11 protein-coding genes are annotated in these 15,728 nt (G+C 57.1%); all 11 read right to left on the reverse strand.

Annotated elements, in window-relative coordinates; genetic code table 11:
* Positions 1 to 13: 13 nt before the first annotated feature.
* The 11 genes from KGZ89_03155 to nifV all read right to left on the reverse strand — a co-directional run bounded on the left by KGZ89_03155 (position 14) and on the right by nifV (position 15,585).
* Positions 14 to 1,159 (reverse strand): alanine--glyoxylate aminotransferase family protein, encoded by a 1,146-nt coding sequence (locus tag KGZ89_03155; protein ID MBS3973848.1) that lies wholly within the window; start codon positions 1,157 to 1,159, stop codon positions 14 to 16.
* 5 nt (positions 1,160 to 1,164) lie between these two features.
* On the reverse strand, positions 1,165 to 2,160 hold the full coding sequence (gene ilvC / locus KGZ89_03160) for a ketol-acid reductoisomerase (GenBank protein ID MBS3973849.1): 996 nt from the start codon (positions 2,158 to 2,160) through the stop codon (positions 1,165 to 1,167).
* 18 nt (positions 2,161 to 2,178) lie between these two features.
* A complete protein-coding gene (gene ilvN / locus KGZ89_03165) occupies positions 2,179 to 2,673 on the reverse strand; it encodes an acetolactate synthase small subunit (GenBank protein MBS3973850.1) in 495 nt (164 codons plus the stop codon).
* A gap of 1 nt (position 2,674) precedes the next feature.
* Positions 2,675 to 4,429: a biosynthetic-type acetolactate synthase large subunit gene (gene ilvB, locus KGZ89_03170; protein MBS3973851.1), complete on the reverse strand. Its 1,755-nt coding sequence runs from the start codon at positions 4,427 to 4,429 to the stop codon at positions 2,675 to 2,677.
* Between the two features lie 486 nt (positions 4,430 to 4,915).
* Complete coding sequence (locus KGZ89_03175) at positions 4,916 to 9,400, reverse strand: discoidin domain-containing protein (GenBank protein MBS3973852.1); 4,485 nt, start codon at positions 9,398 to 9,400, stop codon at positions 4,916 to 4,918.
* Between the two features lie 180 nt (positions 9,401 to 9,580).
* Entirely contained in the window at positions 9,581 to 10,825 is a 1,245-nt protein-coding gene (locus KGZ89_03180) for a hypothetical protein (GenBank protein MBS3973853.1), read from the reverse strand.
* Positions 10,826 to 10,840: 15 nt separating this feature from the next.
* Complete coding sequence (locus tag KGZ89_03185) at positions 10,841 to 11,935, reverse strand: isocitrate/isopropylmalate dehydrogenase family protein (GenBank protein MBS3973854.1); 1,095 nt, start codon at positions 11,933 to 11,935, stop codon at positions 10,841 to 10,843.
* 18 nt (positions 11,936 to 11,953) lie between these two features.
* Entirely contained in the window at positions 11,954 to 12,625 is a 672-nt protein-coding gene (locus tag KGZ89_03190; GenBank protein MBS3973855.1) for a hypothetical protein, read from the reverse strand.
* A 31-nt stretch (positions 12,626 to 12,656) separates the two neighbouring features.
* Positions 12,657 to 13,160 carry a 3-isopropylmalate dehydratase small subunit gene (locus tag KGZ89_03195; GenBank protein MBS3973856.1) on the reverse strand — a complete coding sequence of 168 codons (504 nt, stop codon included), beginning with the start codon at positions 13,158 to 13,160 and terminating at the stop codon, positions 12,657 to 12,659.
* Positions 13,157 to 14,440, reverse strand: a complete 1,284-nt coding sequence (locus tag KGZ89_03200) for a 3-isopropylmalate dehydratase large subunit (GenBank protein ID MBS3973857.1) — start codon at positions 14,438 to 14,440, stop codon at positions 13,157 to 13,159. The genes KGZ89_03195 and KGZ89_03200 overlap by 4 nt, the downstream gene beginning before the upstream one ends.
* Complete coding sequence (gene nifV, locus KGZ89_03205; protein MBS3973858.1) at positions 14,437 to 15,585, reverse strand: homocitrate synthase; 1,149 nt, start codon at positions 15,583 to 15,585, stop codon at positions 14,437 to 14,439. The genes KGZ89_03200 and nifV overlap by 4 nt, the downstream gene beginning before the upstream one ends.
* Between the last annotated feature and the right edge of the window lie 143 nt (positions 15,586 to 15,728).

Here is a 15,728-nt window from a genome sequence, read left to right on the forward strand (position 1 = left end):
ATATGTGCGCCTCTCATGATTCCATAAAAACAGACTCGGCGGCTCTCACACCTGCGCCACGCTCAAATTGATAGCCGAGAGAAGCCAGCGTCATCTCAAGGGCCGTAAGGGTCACGATTATGTCGAACTGACCGAAGTACCCCAGGTGACCGATACGGAAAATGCGACCTGTGTACTCGTCCTGGCCACCCGCGATAGTCACGCCGTACTTGTCTTTCATCATCTTTACCAGCGCTTTGCCGTCGATATCATCCGGAACCCAGACCGGTGTCACCGCATTGCCGCGACCCTCTGGCGGAGCGAAAAGCTTCAGTCCGAGCGCCTCGCATCCCGCACGTGTAGCCTCGGCAAGCCTGGCATGGCGGGCTATGGTGTTACCCAGGCCCTCCTCGGCGATCATGGAAAGCGCTACGTTCAGACCGAGCACGAGTGAGACCGCCGGGGTGAAAGGCGTGGTGTCCTTTTCGATGTTCTTCTTGTACTTCATCCAGTCGAAGTAAAACTTCGGCAGAGTCGAGCGCTCATAAGCCCGCCACGCTTTCTCGCTGACCGAACAGGCGGCCAGGCCGGGCGGAAGCATAAGGCCCTTCTGGGAGCCCGTCATAACGACATCGAGTCCCCACTCGTCGGCTCTGCATTCGACGGCTCCGATACCGGTGATGCTGTCGACGATCAGAACACAATCGGGGTAATCGCGAACGATAGCGCCAATTGCCTTCACGTCGTTTAGGACACCGCTGGAGGTTTCGGATTGCGTGACTATTACGCCCCTTGCGTCCGGATTGTCCCGGAGCGCCTGGGCAATATCTTCGGGGCTTGCGACCTGTGTCCATTCGTATCTCAAGTCAACGACTTGAAGCCCATAGACCTCGCAAATCTGCTTTTGCCTGTCCCCGAATTTGCCGTTGCGCGCGACGATAACCTTGTCGCCCGCGCAGAAACAATTCGCGATCGCGGCTTCCATAACTCCAGTACCCGAGCTGGCGAAGAGAAGAACGTCGCTGGTGGTCTGGAAGACATACTTGAGGCCCTCGATGGCTTGCGCGAAAGCCTTGGAGAACTCAGGTGTCCTGTGATGGATGATCGGCGCTGCCTGCGTGAGTAACACCTCGGCGGGAACCGGTGTGGGCCCAGGTGTCATGAGGTAGCTTTTTTTCATGCTGCTCACTCCTTTTCCAACCACGTGAACATCTGCCTCAAATCCTGACCGACATCCTCGATTAGATGCTCAGAGTTGATACGCCGCATTGCTTTGAAGTGAGGCTGCGAGACCTTGTTCTCAAGCATCCAATCGCGAGCGAAGTTGCCGCTTTGGATGTTCCACAGAACCTCCGCCATCGCTTGACGCGTCTCGTCGGTGACGATCTTAGGTCCGGTGACATACGCGCCGAACTCCGCGGTATTGCTTATCGAATCGAACATCTTGGCCATTCCGCCCTCATACATCAGATCGACGATGAGCTTGAGTTCGTGCAAGCACTCAAAGTAAGCGACCTCCGGCTGATAGCCCGCCTCCACCAGCGTCTCAAAGCCAGCCATGACGAGTGCCGTGGCGCCGCCACAAAGCACCGCCTGCTCGCCGAAGAGATCGGTCTCCGTCTCCTCGGCAAAGGTCGTCTCGATAACGCCCGCGCGGGCACCGCCCACGCCAGCCGCCCAAGCCAGCGCGATATCGCGCGCCTGACCGCTGGCGTCCTGGTGAACCGCTATGAGGCACGGAACGCCCGATCCCTCGGTAAAGACGCGGCGCACCATGTGGCCGGGGCCTTTGGGGGCGATCATGATGACATCGATGTTGTCAGGCGGCTCTATTTGACCGAAGTGGATATTGAAGCCATGGGCAAATGCGAGCACCTTGCCGCTTGTCATGTGCTCGTGTATCTCCGAGTAGTAAATATGCCCCTGGACCTCATCGGGAGCTAAGATCATGACTATATCCGCCTCGGCGGCCGCCTCGCGAGGGGTCATGACCTTCAACCCGGCGCTCTTTACCTTCTCCCATGATTTGGAGTCGGCCTTCAGGCCAACTCTGACATTGCATCCGGAGTCGTGGAGGTTGAGCGCATGAGCATGTCCTTGCGAGCCGTAGCCTATAACCGCGATCTTACGGTTTTTTATCACACTCAGATCGCAGTCTTTTTCGTAGTACATAATCGCCATGGTGGTTCCTCTCCCTGTTTATGCCTTGGTGTTTTCTTTGGGGCCGCGCGCGAGGGCGACCCTGCCTGTCCGTGCAAGCTCCTTGATGCCGTACGCTCGAAAAAGATCCTCCAGGGCCTCTATCTTGCTGGCCGATCCGGTGGCCTCTATCGTCAAAGAATTCTTCCCCACATCAATTATCTTTGCGCGAAAGACGTTCGCTATCTCAATGATTTCATGACGGCGTTCCGGCGCGGCATTGACCTTGAAAAGCACGAGCTCCCTGTCGACCAACTGCGATGGATCGAGATCCTGGATCTTTATCACGTTCACGAGCTTGTGAAGCTGCTTTGTGATCTGCTCAAGTGGAGTGTCTGCGGCGCTGACCACGATAGTGATCCGCGAGAGCGTGGGATCCTCGGTAGGTCCAACAGCCAGAGAGTCGATATTGAAACCCCGGCGCGCGAAAAGCGATGCCACGCGAGTTAGCACTCCGGGCTTGTTCTCCACCAAAACCGACAACGTATGGTTCATCTTACTCCCACACCTCCTCAAGCAGATCGTCGCCGAGCATCTCCGAGACCGGACACCCCGGAACACCGCCGAGCATCTCATCGATACTGGCCCCTGGAGCCACCATCGGATAAACGCACTCCTCGGGGGCGACCCGGAAATCAAGCATAGCTGGACCCGGATGCTCGAAGGCACGAAGAAGAGCGGCATCGACATCTTCGGGGTGAGATATCTTCTCGCCCATCCATCCATAAGCCTCGGCGAGCTTCACGAAATCCGGTATATCCCGAGACAGGACAGATGCCGAGTAGCGTCTTTCATAAAAGAGCTCCTGCCACTGACGAACCATGCCCAGGAAGCCGTTGTTCAATATAACTACCTTGACCGGCAGATTGTTGATAGCCGCCGTGGCCATCTCTTGGCTGTTCATCTGAATAGAGCCGTCGCCTGCAATGTCGATGACAAGCGCGTCCGGCCTTCCGACCTGAGCGCCGATCGCTGCGGGCAATCCATAGCCCATCGTACCGAGTCCGCCCGAGGAGGCCCAGGAGCGAGGGTGCCTCAGTGTGTAGAACTGGCATGCCCACATCTGGTTCTGGCCAACTTCAGTGCAGATTATCGTATCGCGATCTTTTGTAAGCTCGCTGACCCTCTCAACCACATACTGAGGGTAGAGAACTCCCGGCTCGGTAGCGTAATGCAGGGGGAACCTCTTGCGCCAGTCATCGATCACTCTCATCCACGCATCGGTTCGCGGCTGCGCGACCATCTTGCGCAACTCAGCGACTATACCCGCGAGAATGGTTTTTGCGTCCCCGACTACCGGGACGTCCACGTTCTTATTTTTTCCAATCTCGGCTGGATCGATGTCGATGTGGATGACTTTCGCTTTGCTGGCAAAGGCCGAGAGCTTGCCCGTCACCCTGTCGTCAAAGCGAACTCCAACCGCGATGAGCAGGTCGGTCTCAGTAATCGAGTAGTTGGTGTACTTGGCGCCGTGCATTCCAGGCATGCCGATCCAAAGATGATGGTCCTCAGGAAAGGCGCCCTTGCCCATCATCGTAGTTGTCACCGGAATCTGCATGAGCTCGGCGAGATCCTTCAGCTCTTTGGCAGCGGCACTGGCGATAACTCCGCCGCCGACGTAAAGGAGTGGTTTGCGAGCCTTCGAGATCATCTGGGCTGCCTGCTTGATCTGTTTGGCGTGCCCGCGATAGGTGGGCCTATAGCCCGGAAGATGTGCGACCTCGGGCCACTCGTACTCCAGCTCACCCTTGCTGACATCAACCGGAATGTCTATGAGCACCGGGCCTGGCCTTCCAGTCGTCGCTATATGGAAAGCCTCTTTCACCACTGACGGCACCTCGCTCGCGCACTTTATCAGGTAGTTGTGCTTGGTGATAGGCAAGGTTATTCCGGTGATGTCAGACTCCTGGAATGCATCCGTGCCGATAACGCTGGTAGCGACCTGCGCTGTGATAACAACAATCGGAATGGAGTCCATGTAAGCGGTGGCGATGCCGGTCACGGTGTTAGTGGCCCCCGGCCCGCTTGTGGTAAGAGCGACACCGCATCTGCCTGTCGCGCGAGCATAGCCATCCGCCATATGAACAGCACCTTGCTCATGGCGAGGCAGAATAGTGCGAACTTGGTCGTGCTCATAGAGGGCGTCGAAGATGGGAAGAGCGACGCCACCCGGATAGCCGAAGATCGTGTCAACGCCTTCAGCAACCAATCCTTTGACGAGTGCTTGGGCACCAGTAACTTTATTGCTCATAAGCTACCGGCCAATGCAGGAAACCCTGGAGCAACCCCAGGAGCTAATCTGATTTTGACAATGCGGCGCATCATGTTGTACCTGCACTTTCGGGTCAAGTACAACCGCAACGCCGCACGAAGTGAACACCATAAACTGATGTCGACAAGCCCTTGACCGCAAAAAGCATACGACCTTGGGCTCGCACGGCAGATAACGGTTGCCACCGACTCGACTTACTTGCCTCTTGCGCCCATGAAGGTCATTCGTGGATCGCATGAAACTTTTGGCCGAGTGGCTCGGGAGTGGTTTCGAGTCGTCTCGCGTCAGGCTTCCACGATAAATCCCGACTCACTGTAACGAAGGTTCGCCTCTACTCGTCTCCGTCAAAGCCATATTCCGATATTTACTTATCGCGAAGTATATTGAAGTTCCAAAGATACGGCAATCGCCAGGGCTGCTGGAGATACCAAAAGCCCTGACGATCTTTACCACACGCCACTTTCGCTACTGAAATACCCTTAGCTCAGCGACGCCATAGCCATTGGATCGCCCAGTGCCAGTCCTACTGCACTCGACTCGAATCCATCGTGCGTCCCGTGCTGAGAACGTGATTCGCTGCACGGCAGATGTTCCGCTTTCTGTTCTGAACGCCTCGGTCCAATTTCGATTATCCGTTGAGACCAATATGCGATAGTTTCTCGCCCAAAGATCACCGCTCCATGCGATCTCTACAGTCCTTACCCTGAACCTTGACCCCAAATCAACAGCAAGCCACTCCGTAGTCGTACTGCCTCCGGTCCTGTTTGACCACCAGAAGGTGCTCAGATTGCCGTCGCCTGCCGTACCCGGTGTATTAGTCGTGCTTGCCGATCGCGATGCCGTGAAGGCCCTGTTCAGCGCGAGATTGGTAGGCGCCACCGCGACCGCAGATAGAGCCACGTTTCTCGTCGTGGTCCCTCCCGCAGTAACGGTTACGGAACCCGACCATGTGTGATATCCGGTTCTCGAGACGGTCATCGAATACGTTCCTGGAACGATATTGGCCAGCGTGTAAGTTCCATCAGATGCGGTTGTCGCTGACCCAACGTTGACGACGGTCACTGTGGCGCCACCGACCGAGGCGGTAGTTGTCGCGTCAGTTACGCGACCCGCTACGATACCGGTCGTCATACCCGGTATCCCGCCAGGCATGATGTTCGGCCAGAATGTACCTTGCCGCGGATGCTCCTCTGGATCGCACGCCGCACCGCAATCTTGTTCCTGCCAACCCTGCGGCGTATAGCTCCTAACGCTTATACGCGAAGTACCACCATCGTTTTGGCCGGTCCCGGGCCATGCCCTGTAAGCAGGTGGATCACATACTGTGCCGAGCAACCGGGGCCTGCCCCAGCCATGTGGAATAGCTACATGACACTGATTACAGTAAGCTCCTTCCCGACCCCTGTCATCGTGCTCCTGATGCGCATTCGTGCTCCAGGTTCCTCCAGGAGTCCGAAGATCATGGCACTTTTCGCAGATTATCCTGGCCGGCTGTGAGCCCTCCTTTGTCATGCTCATCCCCGTCGGGGAGTTGGCGCTTAGTTGCGCGGTATTGCTCTCGTTGCCCGTCGTGACACGGAATGGATTCGGAAACGCCGGATCGATATTGATTCTCATCGCCGCGCCATGAGGCCCTGCCGCGTTGGTATATGTATGGCAATCATTGCATGTGACAATAGAGTCGTATGTCCATCCCGGCAAAAGGAATGTATTCACTGGTGGCAGTGCCCATGTATAGGTGATCCCGTTTACCACAAATCTGTTACGCATGCCCGGAAGATCCGCTCGCACCCTGTGCATCGACGCATTCCTAGGATCGAACTCCATCGCTTGGCGCGCATTGTGCGCGGAGTCAGGGTGACAAGTCAGGCAACGAAGATCGTTAGCTTCGATGGCCGCGCGCACGACAGGGTTCGTGGACCTGTGGCATGTCGCACAGTTATAACCCAGCACTAAATGCTCCTCGTCCACAAACCGGAAGTGGCAACCCTCGCACCCAACACCATTGGCCGGTCTTCCATCATGTACTCCCCTGTGCCTGTCAAGCCCAATCCCTGGGTGGCATGTGGAGCAGTTCGTGGTCGTGGCTGGCTGACTCGGACTGATGTGACACACCGAACACCCTCCACCAGGAGCAGCGGTAGTATGAATGGTGGCAACATCCTGAATGTTATGGCAGCCGGCACCCGCGCAACCGGTGTTCGTTGACACGTGTCGCTGAGGCATTTGATCGTGGTAAACAGGATGACATTGTGTGCACCCACGATCCCAGACAGCTGGGAACCTCTCATAGACATGGCACCGCACGCAACCTATAGGTCCAACTCCTGGCCTTCTGTGCTCAGCTGAGAGATCCACGTAGTGACACGCCCTGCAGTTCTGCTGCAGTGTTGCCTGATGAGCGGCTGCCGGATAGTGCCTCTGCTCTACAGGCGAGTAATCATGACAGTTGACGCACCTGGCGGTTACTGTAGTGTCCACTGCCGCGTTATGGCAGGTTCCACACTCAGGATGCAGGGCAATCACATCCGCGGTCCTGTGGCACGCGACGCACTCCTGGCTATCTGGCGCCTGATGAATTACATCAATGTCTCCGTGCACGACGTGGCACGTCGAGCAGTCCGCCGTGGCCCTACTCCAGTCAATGCGAGCTGTATCGGTGTTTAGATGACATAGCGCACAGGTATCGGTGTACTGGGGATACCTGTCCATAAACGGCTCATGCACCTGAGGTAGCATGTTCGAGCCATGGCATCCCGCCAAGGCGCACGAGGGATCCATTGCGCCAAACTCATGCAGGGTGTCCATATTCCGATGGTATTCAACGCCGGTGACAGCATGACAGCTTGAACACTCCGCGGTCTCGGCGGCCAGGTCAGGTACGCGCGCTCGATTTGCATGACAGACGTTGCAACTTTGCGGAGCTCCTGCGTGCAATGGCGCGACGTCTATGGCACCATCAACAATGACACCATGGCAACGCCCGCATCCCGCAACCGATGCAGTACTGGTGGCAAGATGCGCTGTCAAATCATCATGATAAGTAACATGGCAGGCTGTGCATCGGGTATCGCGCGCGTCGATCGCGGCTTCCGATCGCTGACCCATCTCGCCTTCGAAGTAAGAGTGACATATCGCGCAACCGGTAAGTTGGCGTCCGGAAGGAGTCGTTGCGGTCATCCCAGTACCGTGCTCTATCGTCAGGTCGGCGGAGTGACAGCTAACGCACGATACCTCGGGATCCTCGGCGAACACAGACTGATGTATCTCACCGATCGGCCCATGAACATCGTGACACGCATTGCAACCTGTCTGCCGGGTAGCGATTGCGATGCCGGTTCTCAAATCAGTGGACCGATGACAGCTTGCGCAAGACAAGGCGTTGCCTCGTGCGTCGTAGCGCGGCAGCCGGGTCACCACTTCGACTCCACCCACCATTTCAAAGGTGCCCATATGCTCATCAACAAGGTTGCTGGTATGGCACATCGCACAGTCGGTAGTGGCCGGGCCAGCCAGTGACCCCGTCCAGTATGCGTAATTTGGTATCCCGCCGGCTCCAATCAATAGTGGACTGGCCCAATGCACCGGCCTGTGAGCCACGTCTTGCTCCACTCTTACGTGGCAGGCGTCACATGCGGTCTGACGCTGCTCGATCGCCCTGATGACAACAGGATCCGCGGAACGATGACAGTCCATACATGTAAAATCGCGGACGATTTCCGTGTGGGCCAGCATCAGGTCGGGAGTGGTATGACAGCCATCTCCGCCGCAACCCGCCATATCCCACGTGCTGCGATGCGCAACTTCGTCGTAGTGCTGCTCGAAAGTGAAATGGCACACAGTGCAATCGCCTGTAGCCGGCAAGGTCGCAGGCTGAGACGGTGCGACCGGCGAATGGCACACCAGGCAAGATCGCCTTTCGGGGATCGCCGGATATACCGCGGCGGTGTGAATCTCGGCAAGATCGGTCCCGGCATGGCAGGCAAGGCAGACCTCACCGGCCGCCACTATCACATGCCCGGCTTCCGCCGCAGCATGATATGGATCCGCGGAACCGACTGTGTGACAGCCGCCTTGTATGCAGCTCTGATTCCATACCGTATAAGTATCACGCGGGTAGGGATGGCAGACCGCACACCCGATCCCCGTAGTGCTCGCGCTGGGTCTCTGATGCTCGGCTTCCAGATCAAGAGCGTGACATGAGGAGCAGGTGACTCCCTCGATCACTCCATCTTCGGCGACGTGATCGATGCTTTCGTAGCCATGATACGCCTCGTACCCGACATGACAGACATCGGCACATCCTGGTGAAAACCCAGGAAGCCCAGCTTGCGATACAGCATGACACGCAGGGTTTATGCACGTCGATGTCGTAACACCCACAATAAGTCCATCGGTTTGTCTCATCGGGACAGCGGGATAATCCGGCAGCGCGTGATTCTCATGAGCCACAGGGGCCACATGACAGGCCGAGCAGGCTGCCGAGGCATGACATCGCGAGCACTGTGGGTACTCGTCACCGAACTCCCGCTCAACCCAATCCTCTGTGATATGAATCTGATGGAGGGCGGCGGGAGAGGCCAGTAAGGACTGCGCGTTCGCAAAAAACCCGTACTCCGTCAAAGTCAGATTGTTCACCCGAGGCTCGGGCATCGGGAACCAAAAGTCCTGCGAGCCATCGTGACAGCTATGACAGAACCTCATCTCCGCATGGTAGTGAATCAATACGTCCCTACCTGCCCAGCGAGTTTGGTCGGGAAGATTGAAGTGACATGTTCGACATCGGTTGTAATCAACCAGCTCAGACACAGAAAAGTTGACTCGGCTGAATACGGGAGCGTCGGCCGCTACGTCGTGACACGCGATACACTCAGCGTTGGTCTCGAAAGGCGGCTCCGGCAGTGCAGCAAAAGCTGACGTCGTCCCCCAAAAAAAGGCAGAAACCAACATTAACGCAATAACCCCAAATCGAACACGCATAGCGACAGCCGCCCTCTCCTAAAGCCGCATTGGCTACTATGCGTAAAGTATGTGATTTACATCACAATTCCACAATACCCCCTAGGGGATAATCGCAAATAATTCCCCGATAATCCTGCCTCAATCGCCTATTATCCTGCTTGGCACCGGTCAACGAGCACCCTGAACTACCACTTCTCGGCCTGTTCCGTCTTTACGCGCCCCCAGCAAGGAACTTGACTCTCCCTGAAAGGCATTGCCCTCGAAGAATCTTACTTCCGCGCCATCGGCGGTCCATCCCATCGGATAGGTATCACGCCTCACCGTAAGGTGGGTCACGCCCCCGGTACCCAAGTCGATCACTTGGACCCTGGAGTAACCGTCATCCCCAGAAAGAGTCGCCAAAACATGCCTGCCCGTAGGCGACAAACGCAAGTCGCTGTAGCCAAACGGCCGGTTTCCTGGAGACCCCTGTATGACCCGCCGAGAATCCCTGCCATCGATTGCGGCAATCCATATCGCCGGACCCGTGCCACCCATCGATCCGCCGCCGGTAGCGTAGACGACCCTGCCCGACATGACATCGATAGCGTTGACGCGGGCTGCCGTCTTTGATCTTGAAAGCGCGCTGCCGGGCCTGAGCACCCAGAAATACGCCTGCTCGGCCTCAGGTTTGGCAGGATCAAAAGGTGGGATCGCAACCACGGTTCCATCCGCCGCAGCTGCTGGAGAGTGCCCATCGACGACCTTTTGCGCTCCGCCTCCCGACACAGGCAGCCTCCAAACCTCAGGACTCGCCGAGCCTGAAGTCACACGCACATATAGCACAGCCGAGGAGTCTTTGAGCCAAACAGGACGCATAGCCTCGGCGGGACCAGCGCTCCTCGCGACTCCTGTCGAGACGTTCACGAGAACAATCGACCCATCATGCACCGTCGCGATAAAAGCGCCGTTCGGAGAGAGTGTGATCGGGCCAGTCCCGAGCGAGGCGACCCTCACGGGGTCACGCCCGTCCTCACAAGCCACCCACACTGCGTCTTCAAGGCGATAGGCGATCCGCCCGCGAAGGCCACCGGCGCCAGTAGCTGCCTGACTGCCGGTCGTAGTTTCCGTCTTCGGAGGCGCGGCGGAGGTGGCGGCCGGCGTCGGTTCAGCTGTCGGCGTCGGTTCAGCTGTCGGCCCACCAGAAGCATTCGAGGAAGTCGTGTCGCGATCACCGGATCCTGAACGGTTTTCGGTGGTGTCAGCGACCTGTCCGCGCTCATCTTTGGCGCTCGGGTCCTGAAAATAGACCGCAACGGCAATGGCTGTCACGACAATCGCAGTGATAGCCGCTACCATGACCGTCTTTCGCCTGGGGCTGGCGGCTGCAAGCTGCTTCAGAATCTCGCCAACCGCCTCACGTCGGCCCTTCATCGCCGAAAACGCTCCCTACGCCATCGCCTCAATCAGTGCATCGGCATACTCCTGCGTGCCGACAGCGCCATCAGTGTTTCCATAACGCGAGCGCCTGATATCGTAGGTGACCTTCTCGCCGGCGCCAATGACCTCGTACACGGCGCCTAGGAGACGGTCAGCCGCATCGCTCTCGCCGAGGTGTCTTAGCATGAGCGTCGCCGAGAGAATCTGCGCCGTCGGGTTTGCCATGTTCTTGCCTGCGTACTTTGGCGCCGAGCCATGTACCGGCTCGAACAGAGCGCACTCGGTGCCAATGTTCGCTCCGGGAGCAATGCCCAGTCCTCCGACAAGACCGGCGGACAGATCGGAAACTATGTCCCCGTAAAGGTTGGGCAGCACGAGTACGTCCCACCATTTCGGGTGAAGCACCAGCTGCATGCAGGTGGCGTCCACTATGTAATCCTCAAACTCAATTCCGCTGTCGGAGTACTCTTGCGCCACCTCACGGGCGACCTTGAGAAAGAGTCCGTCGGAGTGCTTGAGGATGTTTGCCTTATGCACCGCTGTGATTTTTTTCCGGCCGTTTGCTATCGCGTAATCAAAGGCGAACTTCACGATTCGCCTTGTGCCAGTGATCGATATCGGCTTTATAGACAGTCCGGAGTCCGGACGGATCTTTCCGGCACCACGCTCTTCGGCAAACCGGATGAGATCGGCGGCGTCCTGTGAGCCCTGCTCGAACTCGACTCCAGCGTAGAGGTCTTCCGTGTTCTCCCTGACGATTACCAGGTCGATATCCTCGAAACGCGCGCCGCTGCCGGGAATCGAAAACGCGGGGCGGAGACAGGCGTAAAGATCGAGCTCTTTGCGCAAGGCGACATTGACGCTGCGAAAGCCAGTACCTACAGGCGTCGTAATCGGGCCCTTGATAGCGACCTTGTTCTTGCGGACGGATTCCAGCACCTCGTCTGGCAGGGGTGTTCCGTACTCGGCCATTACATCCGTGCCGGCGTAAGCGAACTCCCACTCAATATCCACGCCCGTTGCCTCAACGACGCGGATCATGGCCTGGGTTAGCTCAGGACCAATACCATCGCCGGGAATCACTGTTACCGTGTGCCTCGTCATGCGTTGCAGACCTCCATTTCAGCGCTTCAGTTTCTTCTTCTTTGTTGGCGCACATCCAACTATCATTCTGGCCCGATGGCCGACGATACCTTTAGCGGTTTCCGCATCAAACTCCATCCTTTTGGCAGCCGCCAACTTCACCTCATCTGAGGCGGCACCGGTCACGAGACGATACACTCCCAGAAGCATACTCGGGAACTCCGGATCCCCATGATAGACGCGAACCGCCTCATCGATGAAGGGCCAAACCTTCTCCGAGCGATGGGCGGTCGTTGCGCCATAAGAACACAGCAGTTGAAACGCAGCGAGTCGGGTAATCCCGGACTCTGCGTCGTGCAGGGATGTAACCGTAGCGCCGATGGCCCGATCCGCGACCCTTGCATCCTGGGCCACCATCTTCTCCAGCGCGGCGAGTATCTCCCAGCGCGTTTGCGCCTCCGGTCTCAAAAGGGCATCGGCGAGCTCGGGTCCGTAACCCCTGAGCAGATCCGGCCTGCTTTCCGTCAACAAGCGCACTACACGAGCAGCAAGCGTGCGCTGCGTCCTTCGATCGCACGACAGTGAGCCCACCACCAAAAGCAGTGTCTCCTCGCTGCCGGAAGCCATCTCGGCGATCTCTTCGACCGTGCCTCTAAGGAGAGCGCCATCGGCTTCGGGTGTATTCTTTTCGAGTGCCTTCTTTTTGCTCACTGCCACTGTCCATCCCATTTAAAAACGCGACCTACAGCGCGAATCCGCCGTGTTTCTTGAAGTGCTCCACCAGGCCGCCATCGGCCAAAAGCTGCGCCATCACCGGAGGCAGTGGCGGAAAGGGTATCTCTGTGCCCTTGGTGTGGTTGGTGATGATTCCAGCCGTCAAATCGACAGTGAGCTCATCGCCGTCATCGATCAGATCGGTATCGCACTCGACAACGGGAAGTCCTGTGTTGATCGCATTGCGAAAGAATATCCTGGCGAAACTCTTGGCCAGCACAGCTTTTGTGTTGCTGTGAATCAATACCAACGGCGCCTGCTCACGGCTGGATCCCATGCCGAAGTTCTTCCCGGCGACAAGAAATCCGCCTTCCGGGCTGACCTTCTCGTAGTACCGGGGATCGAGGTCTTCCATGGCGTGAACCGCCATCGCTTCCATATCAGCCGATTTGAACTTGTACTTGCCGGAAATTATGTAATCGGTATTGATGTCGTCACCGTATTTATATGCCTTCGCGGAAAGCGTCTTCATGAAAGCACCTCTCTGGGGTCGACTATTTTGCCCTCAAGCACCGAAGCGGCGACCGTGGCTGGAGAACCTAGGTAGATAAACGCGTTGCTATTACCCATGCGCCCCTTGAAGTTTCTGTTGGCGGTGCTTATCACATTCTCGCCATCGGACGGCACTCCATTGTGGGTTCCCACGCAAGGACCGCAACCCGGAGTAACAAAGACAGCGCCTGCCTCGATAAGATCGCTCACATAACCGGCGTTCATCGCGTCGAGAAAAATCCGCTTGCTCGCTGGCGCAACGATGAGACGCACGTCAGGATGAATCTTTCTCCCGCGCAAAATGTCAGCCGCGATCTTCAAGTCCTCAAAACGGCCATTGGTACACGTGCCGAGAACACCCTGGGCGATTGGAGTGCCTGCTACCTCCTCGATGGGAGAGACATTGTCCACCGCATGGGGTTTGGCGATCTGGGGACCTATCCCAGATACATCGAAAGTCAGCTCTCTAATATATGTAGCATCTTCGTCGGGCTCAACGGGAGCGGGGGATTTTGGACTCCTACCCTCAAACCAGGCCAGAGTCTTGGCGTCGGCCTTCATGAGACCGGCCTTCGCGCCCACCTCGACCGCCATGTTAGAGATCGTCATCCGGGCGTCTATCGACAGCGCATCTATTACCGGCCCGTGAAACTCTATGGCCTCATATGTCGCGCCGTCCACGCCGATCTTTCCCGAGAGATGCAAAATAAGGTCCTTGCTATAGACACCGGGCTGTAGCTCGCCCTCGTAGGTGACCCTCATGGTCGAAGGCACCTTGAACCAGAGCTTGCCCGAAGCCATCGCTGCCGCCCCATCGGTGCTGCCCACTCCGGTGGAAAAAACATTGAGCGCACCATAGGTGCACGTGTGGCTGTCACAGCCAACCATGAGATCACCCGGGACGACATGCCCGTGCTCCGGGATTAGCTGGTGACAAACTCCCTCACCGATGTCGTATATCTTGCAGCCTGTCTTCTTGCAAAAGTCACGCATGATCGTATGCAGAGCACTGACACCCTCGATAGGGCTGGGGCTGCTGTGGTCTATGACTAAAGCGACCTTCGCAGGGTCGAAAAGGCTCTCGACACCCATCTTTTCCAGTGCGCGAATCGCAAGGGGCGACGTGCCGTCCTGTCCCATCACGAAATCAACATCGGCGATAACGATGTCGCCGGCACGCGCATCGATACCCGAGTGTGCCGAGAGTATTTTCTCGGAGATTGTTTTGCCAGAAATCTTGACCACCCTTTCGCTGACTATGTGCGGGACTGCAAGGTCTTCATACGCTTGAACTCCGCGTACAACTCCACCAGCTCCTTGTCGAAGAGGGGGCGCTTGAGTTCAATCGCCTTTGTGCGCACCATAGGTAGCAGCCCAACAGCATCTTCATGAGTTATCTCAGCGCCGTACTCCTCGAACTTCATCTCCAGAGTGCGAGAGCCCGAGTGCTTACCTACAACTATCTGACGCTCGAGACCCACCTCGCAAGGAGAAAATATCTCGTATGTTTTCGGATTCTTTATGACCCCGTCGGCGTGAATGCCGCTTTCGTGCGCAAATACGTTGGTACCGATGATCGACTTCCAGACAGGAACAGTCCTTCCCGCGGCCGCCATCACAAACTCGCCCATCTTCCGGAAGCTCTCGGTGCCGATTTCGAGCTCAACTCCCTCGATGTACTTCAGGGCCATCACGACCTCTTCGAGCGCTGCGTTACCAGCCCTTTCCCCAAGTCCACCGACGGTCACATTGACCCAGTTCGCTCCAGCGTGCAATCCGGCAAGCGCGTTTGCCACCGCAAGGCCGAAGTCGTTGTGCGTGTGCATCTCCACATCAAGGCCGGTGGCCTCGATCAGCTCGCGGATCACCTTGTAGGTGCGAAGAGGATCGAGCGCGCCTATCGTGTCGCAAAACCTGATCCTGTCCGCTCCCTCGGCCTTGGCAGCCTTGGCGTACTCGATCAGAAAAGCCATCTCTGTGCGGCTCGCATCTTCGGCGTTGACCGACACATAGACGCCGTTACTCTTAGCAAAGGCCACGGACTCACGGATCGTGTTGAGAACCCAGGCTCTGTCCTTTTGTAGCTTCGTGGCGATGTGGATGTCGCTCGTTGCAAGGGAGATGGCGACCGCGTCGACGCCGCAATCAAGCGATGTCTGTATGTCAACGATGTTCGCGCGGTTCCAGCCGAGCACAGAAGCCCTCAGCCCCATGTTCGCGATCTCCTCGATAACGGCGCGCTCATCACCGCCCATCACGGGAATTCCGGCTTCGATCTGGTCGACGCCGACATCGTCGAGCATCTGCGCTATCTTGACCTTCTCGGCGTTTGTAAATACCACGCCGGCGGTCTGCTCTCCATCTCGCAAAGTGGTATCATCAAGCTTGATGGGACGTTGCCCCATCGCACTTTCTATTGGAAGTTCCCACACCATAATATGGTTTTCCATTAGCAACCCTCCCATCGGCGTACGTTATTAGCATAAGCATCTTATAATACGCTAAGTGACCCTATTCGACCAGCAGGCGGGACGTAAATGATTATTCC

The organism is Actinomycetota bacterium (assembly GCA_018334075.1).
Classification (GTDB): domain Bacteria; phylum Actinomycetota; class Coriobacteriia; order Anaerosomatales; family UBA912; genus JAGXSC01.

Coding starts and splice junctions, on each gene's coding strand:
- ilvN (MBS3973850.1), bottom strand. CDS start 2,673: ATGAACCATACGTTGTCGGTTTTGGTGGAGAACAAGCCCGGAGTGCTA.
- KGZ89_03175 (MBS3973852.1), bottom strand. CDS start 9,400: ATGTTGGTTTCTGCCTTTTTTTGGGGGACGACGTCAGCTTTTGCTGCA.
- ilvC (MBS3973849.1), bottom strand. CDS start 2,160: ATGGCGATTATGTACTACGAAAAAGACTGCGATCTGAGTGTGATAAAA.
- nifV (MBS3973858.1), bottom strand. CDS start 15,585: ATGGGGCAACGTCCCATCAAGCTTGATGATACCACTTTGCGAGATGGA.
- KGZ89_03180 (MBS3973853.1), bottom strand. CDS start 10,825: ATGAAGGGCCGACGTGAGGCGGTTGGCGAGATTCTGAAGCAGCTTGCA.
- KGZ89_03155 (MBS3973848.1), bottom strand. CDS start 1,159: ATGAAAAAAAGCTACCTCATGACACCTGGGCCCACACCGGTTCCCGCC.
- ilvB (MBS3973851.1), bottom strand. CDS start 4,429: ATGAGCAATAAAGTTACTGGTGCCCAAGCACTCGTCAAAGGATTGGTT.
- KGZ89_03195 (MBS3973856.1), bottom strand. CDS start 13,160: ATGAAGACGCTTTCCGCGAAGGCATATAAATACGGTGACGACATCAAT.
- KGZ89_03185 (MBS3973854.1), bottom strand. CDS start 11,935: ATGACGAGGCACACGGTAACAGTGATTCCCGGCGATGGTATTGGTCCT.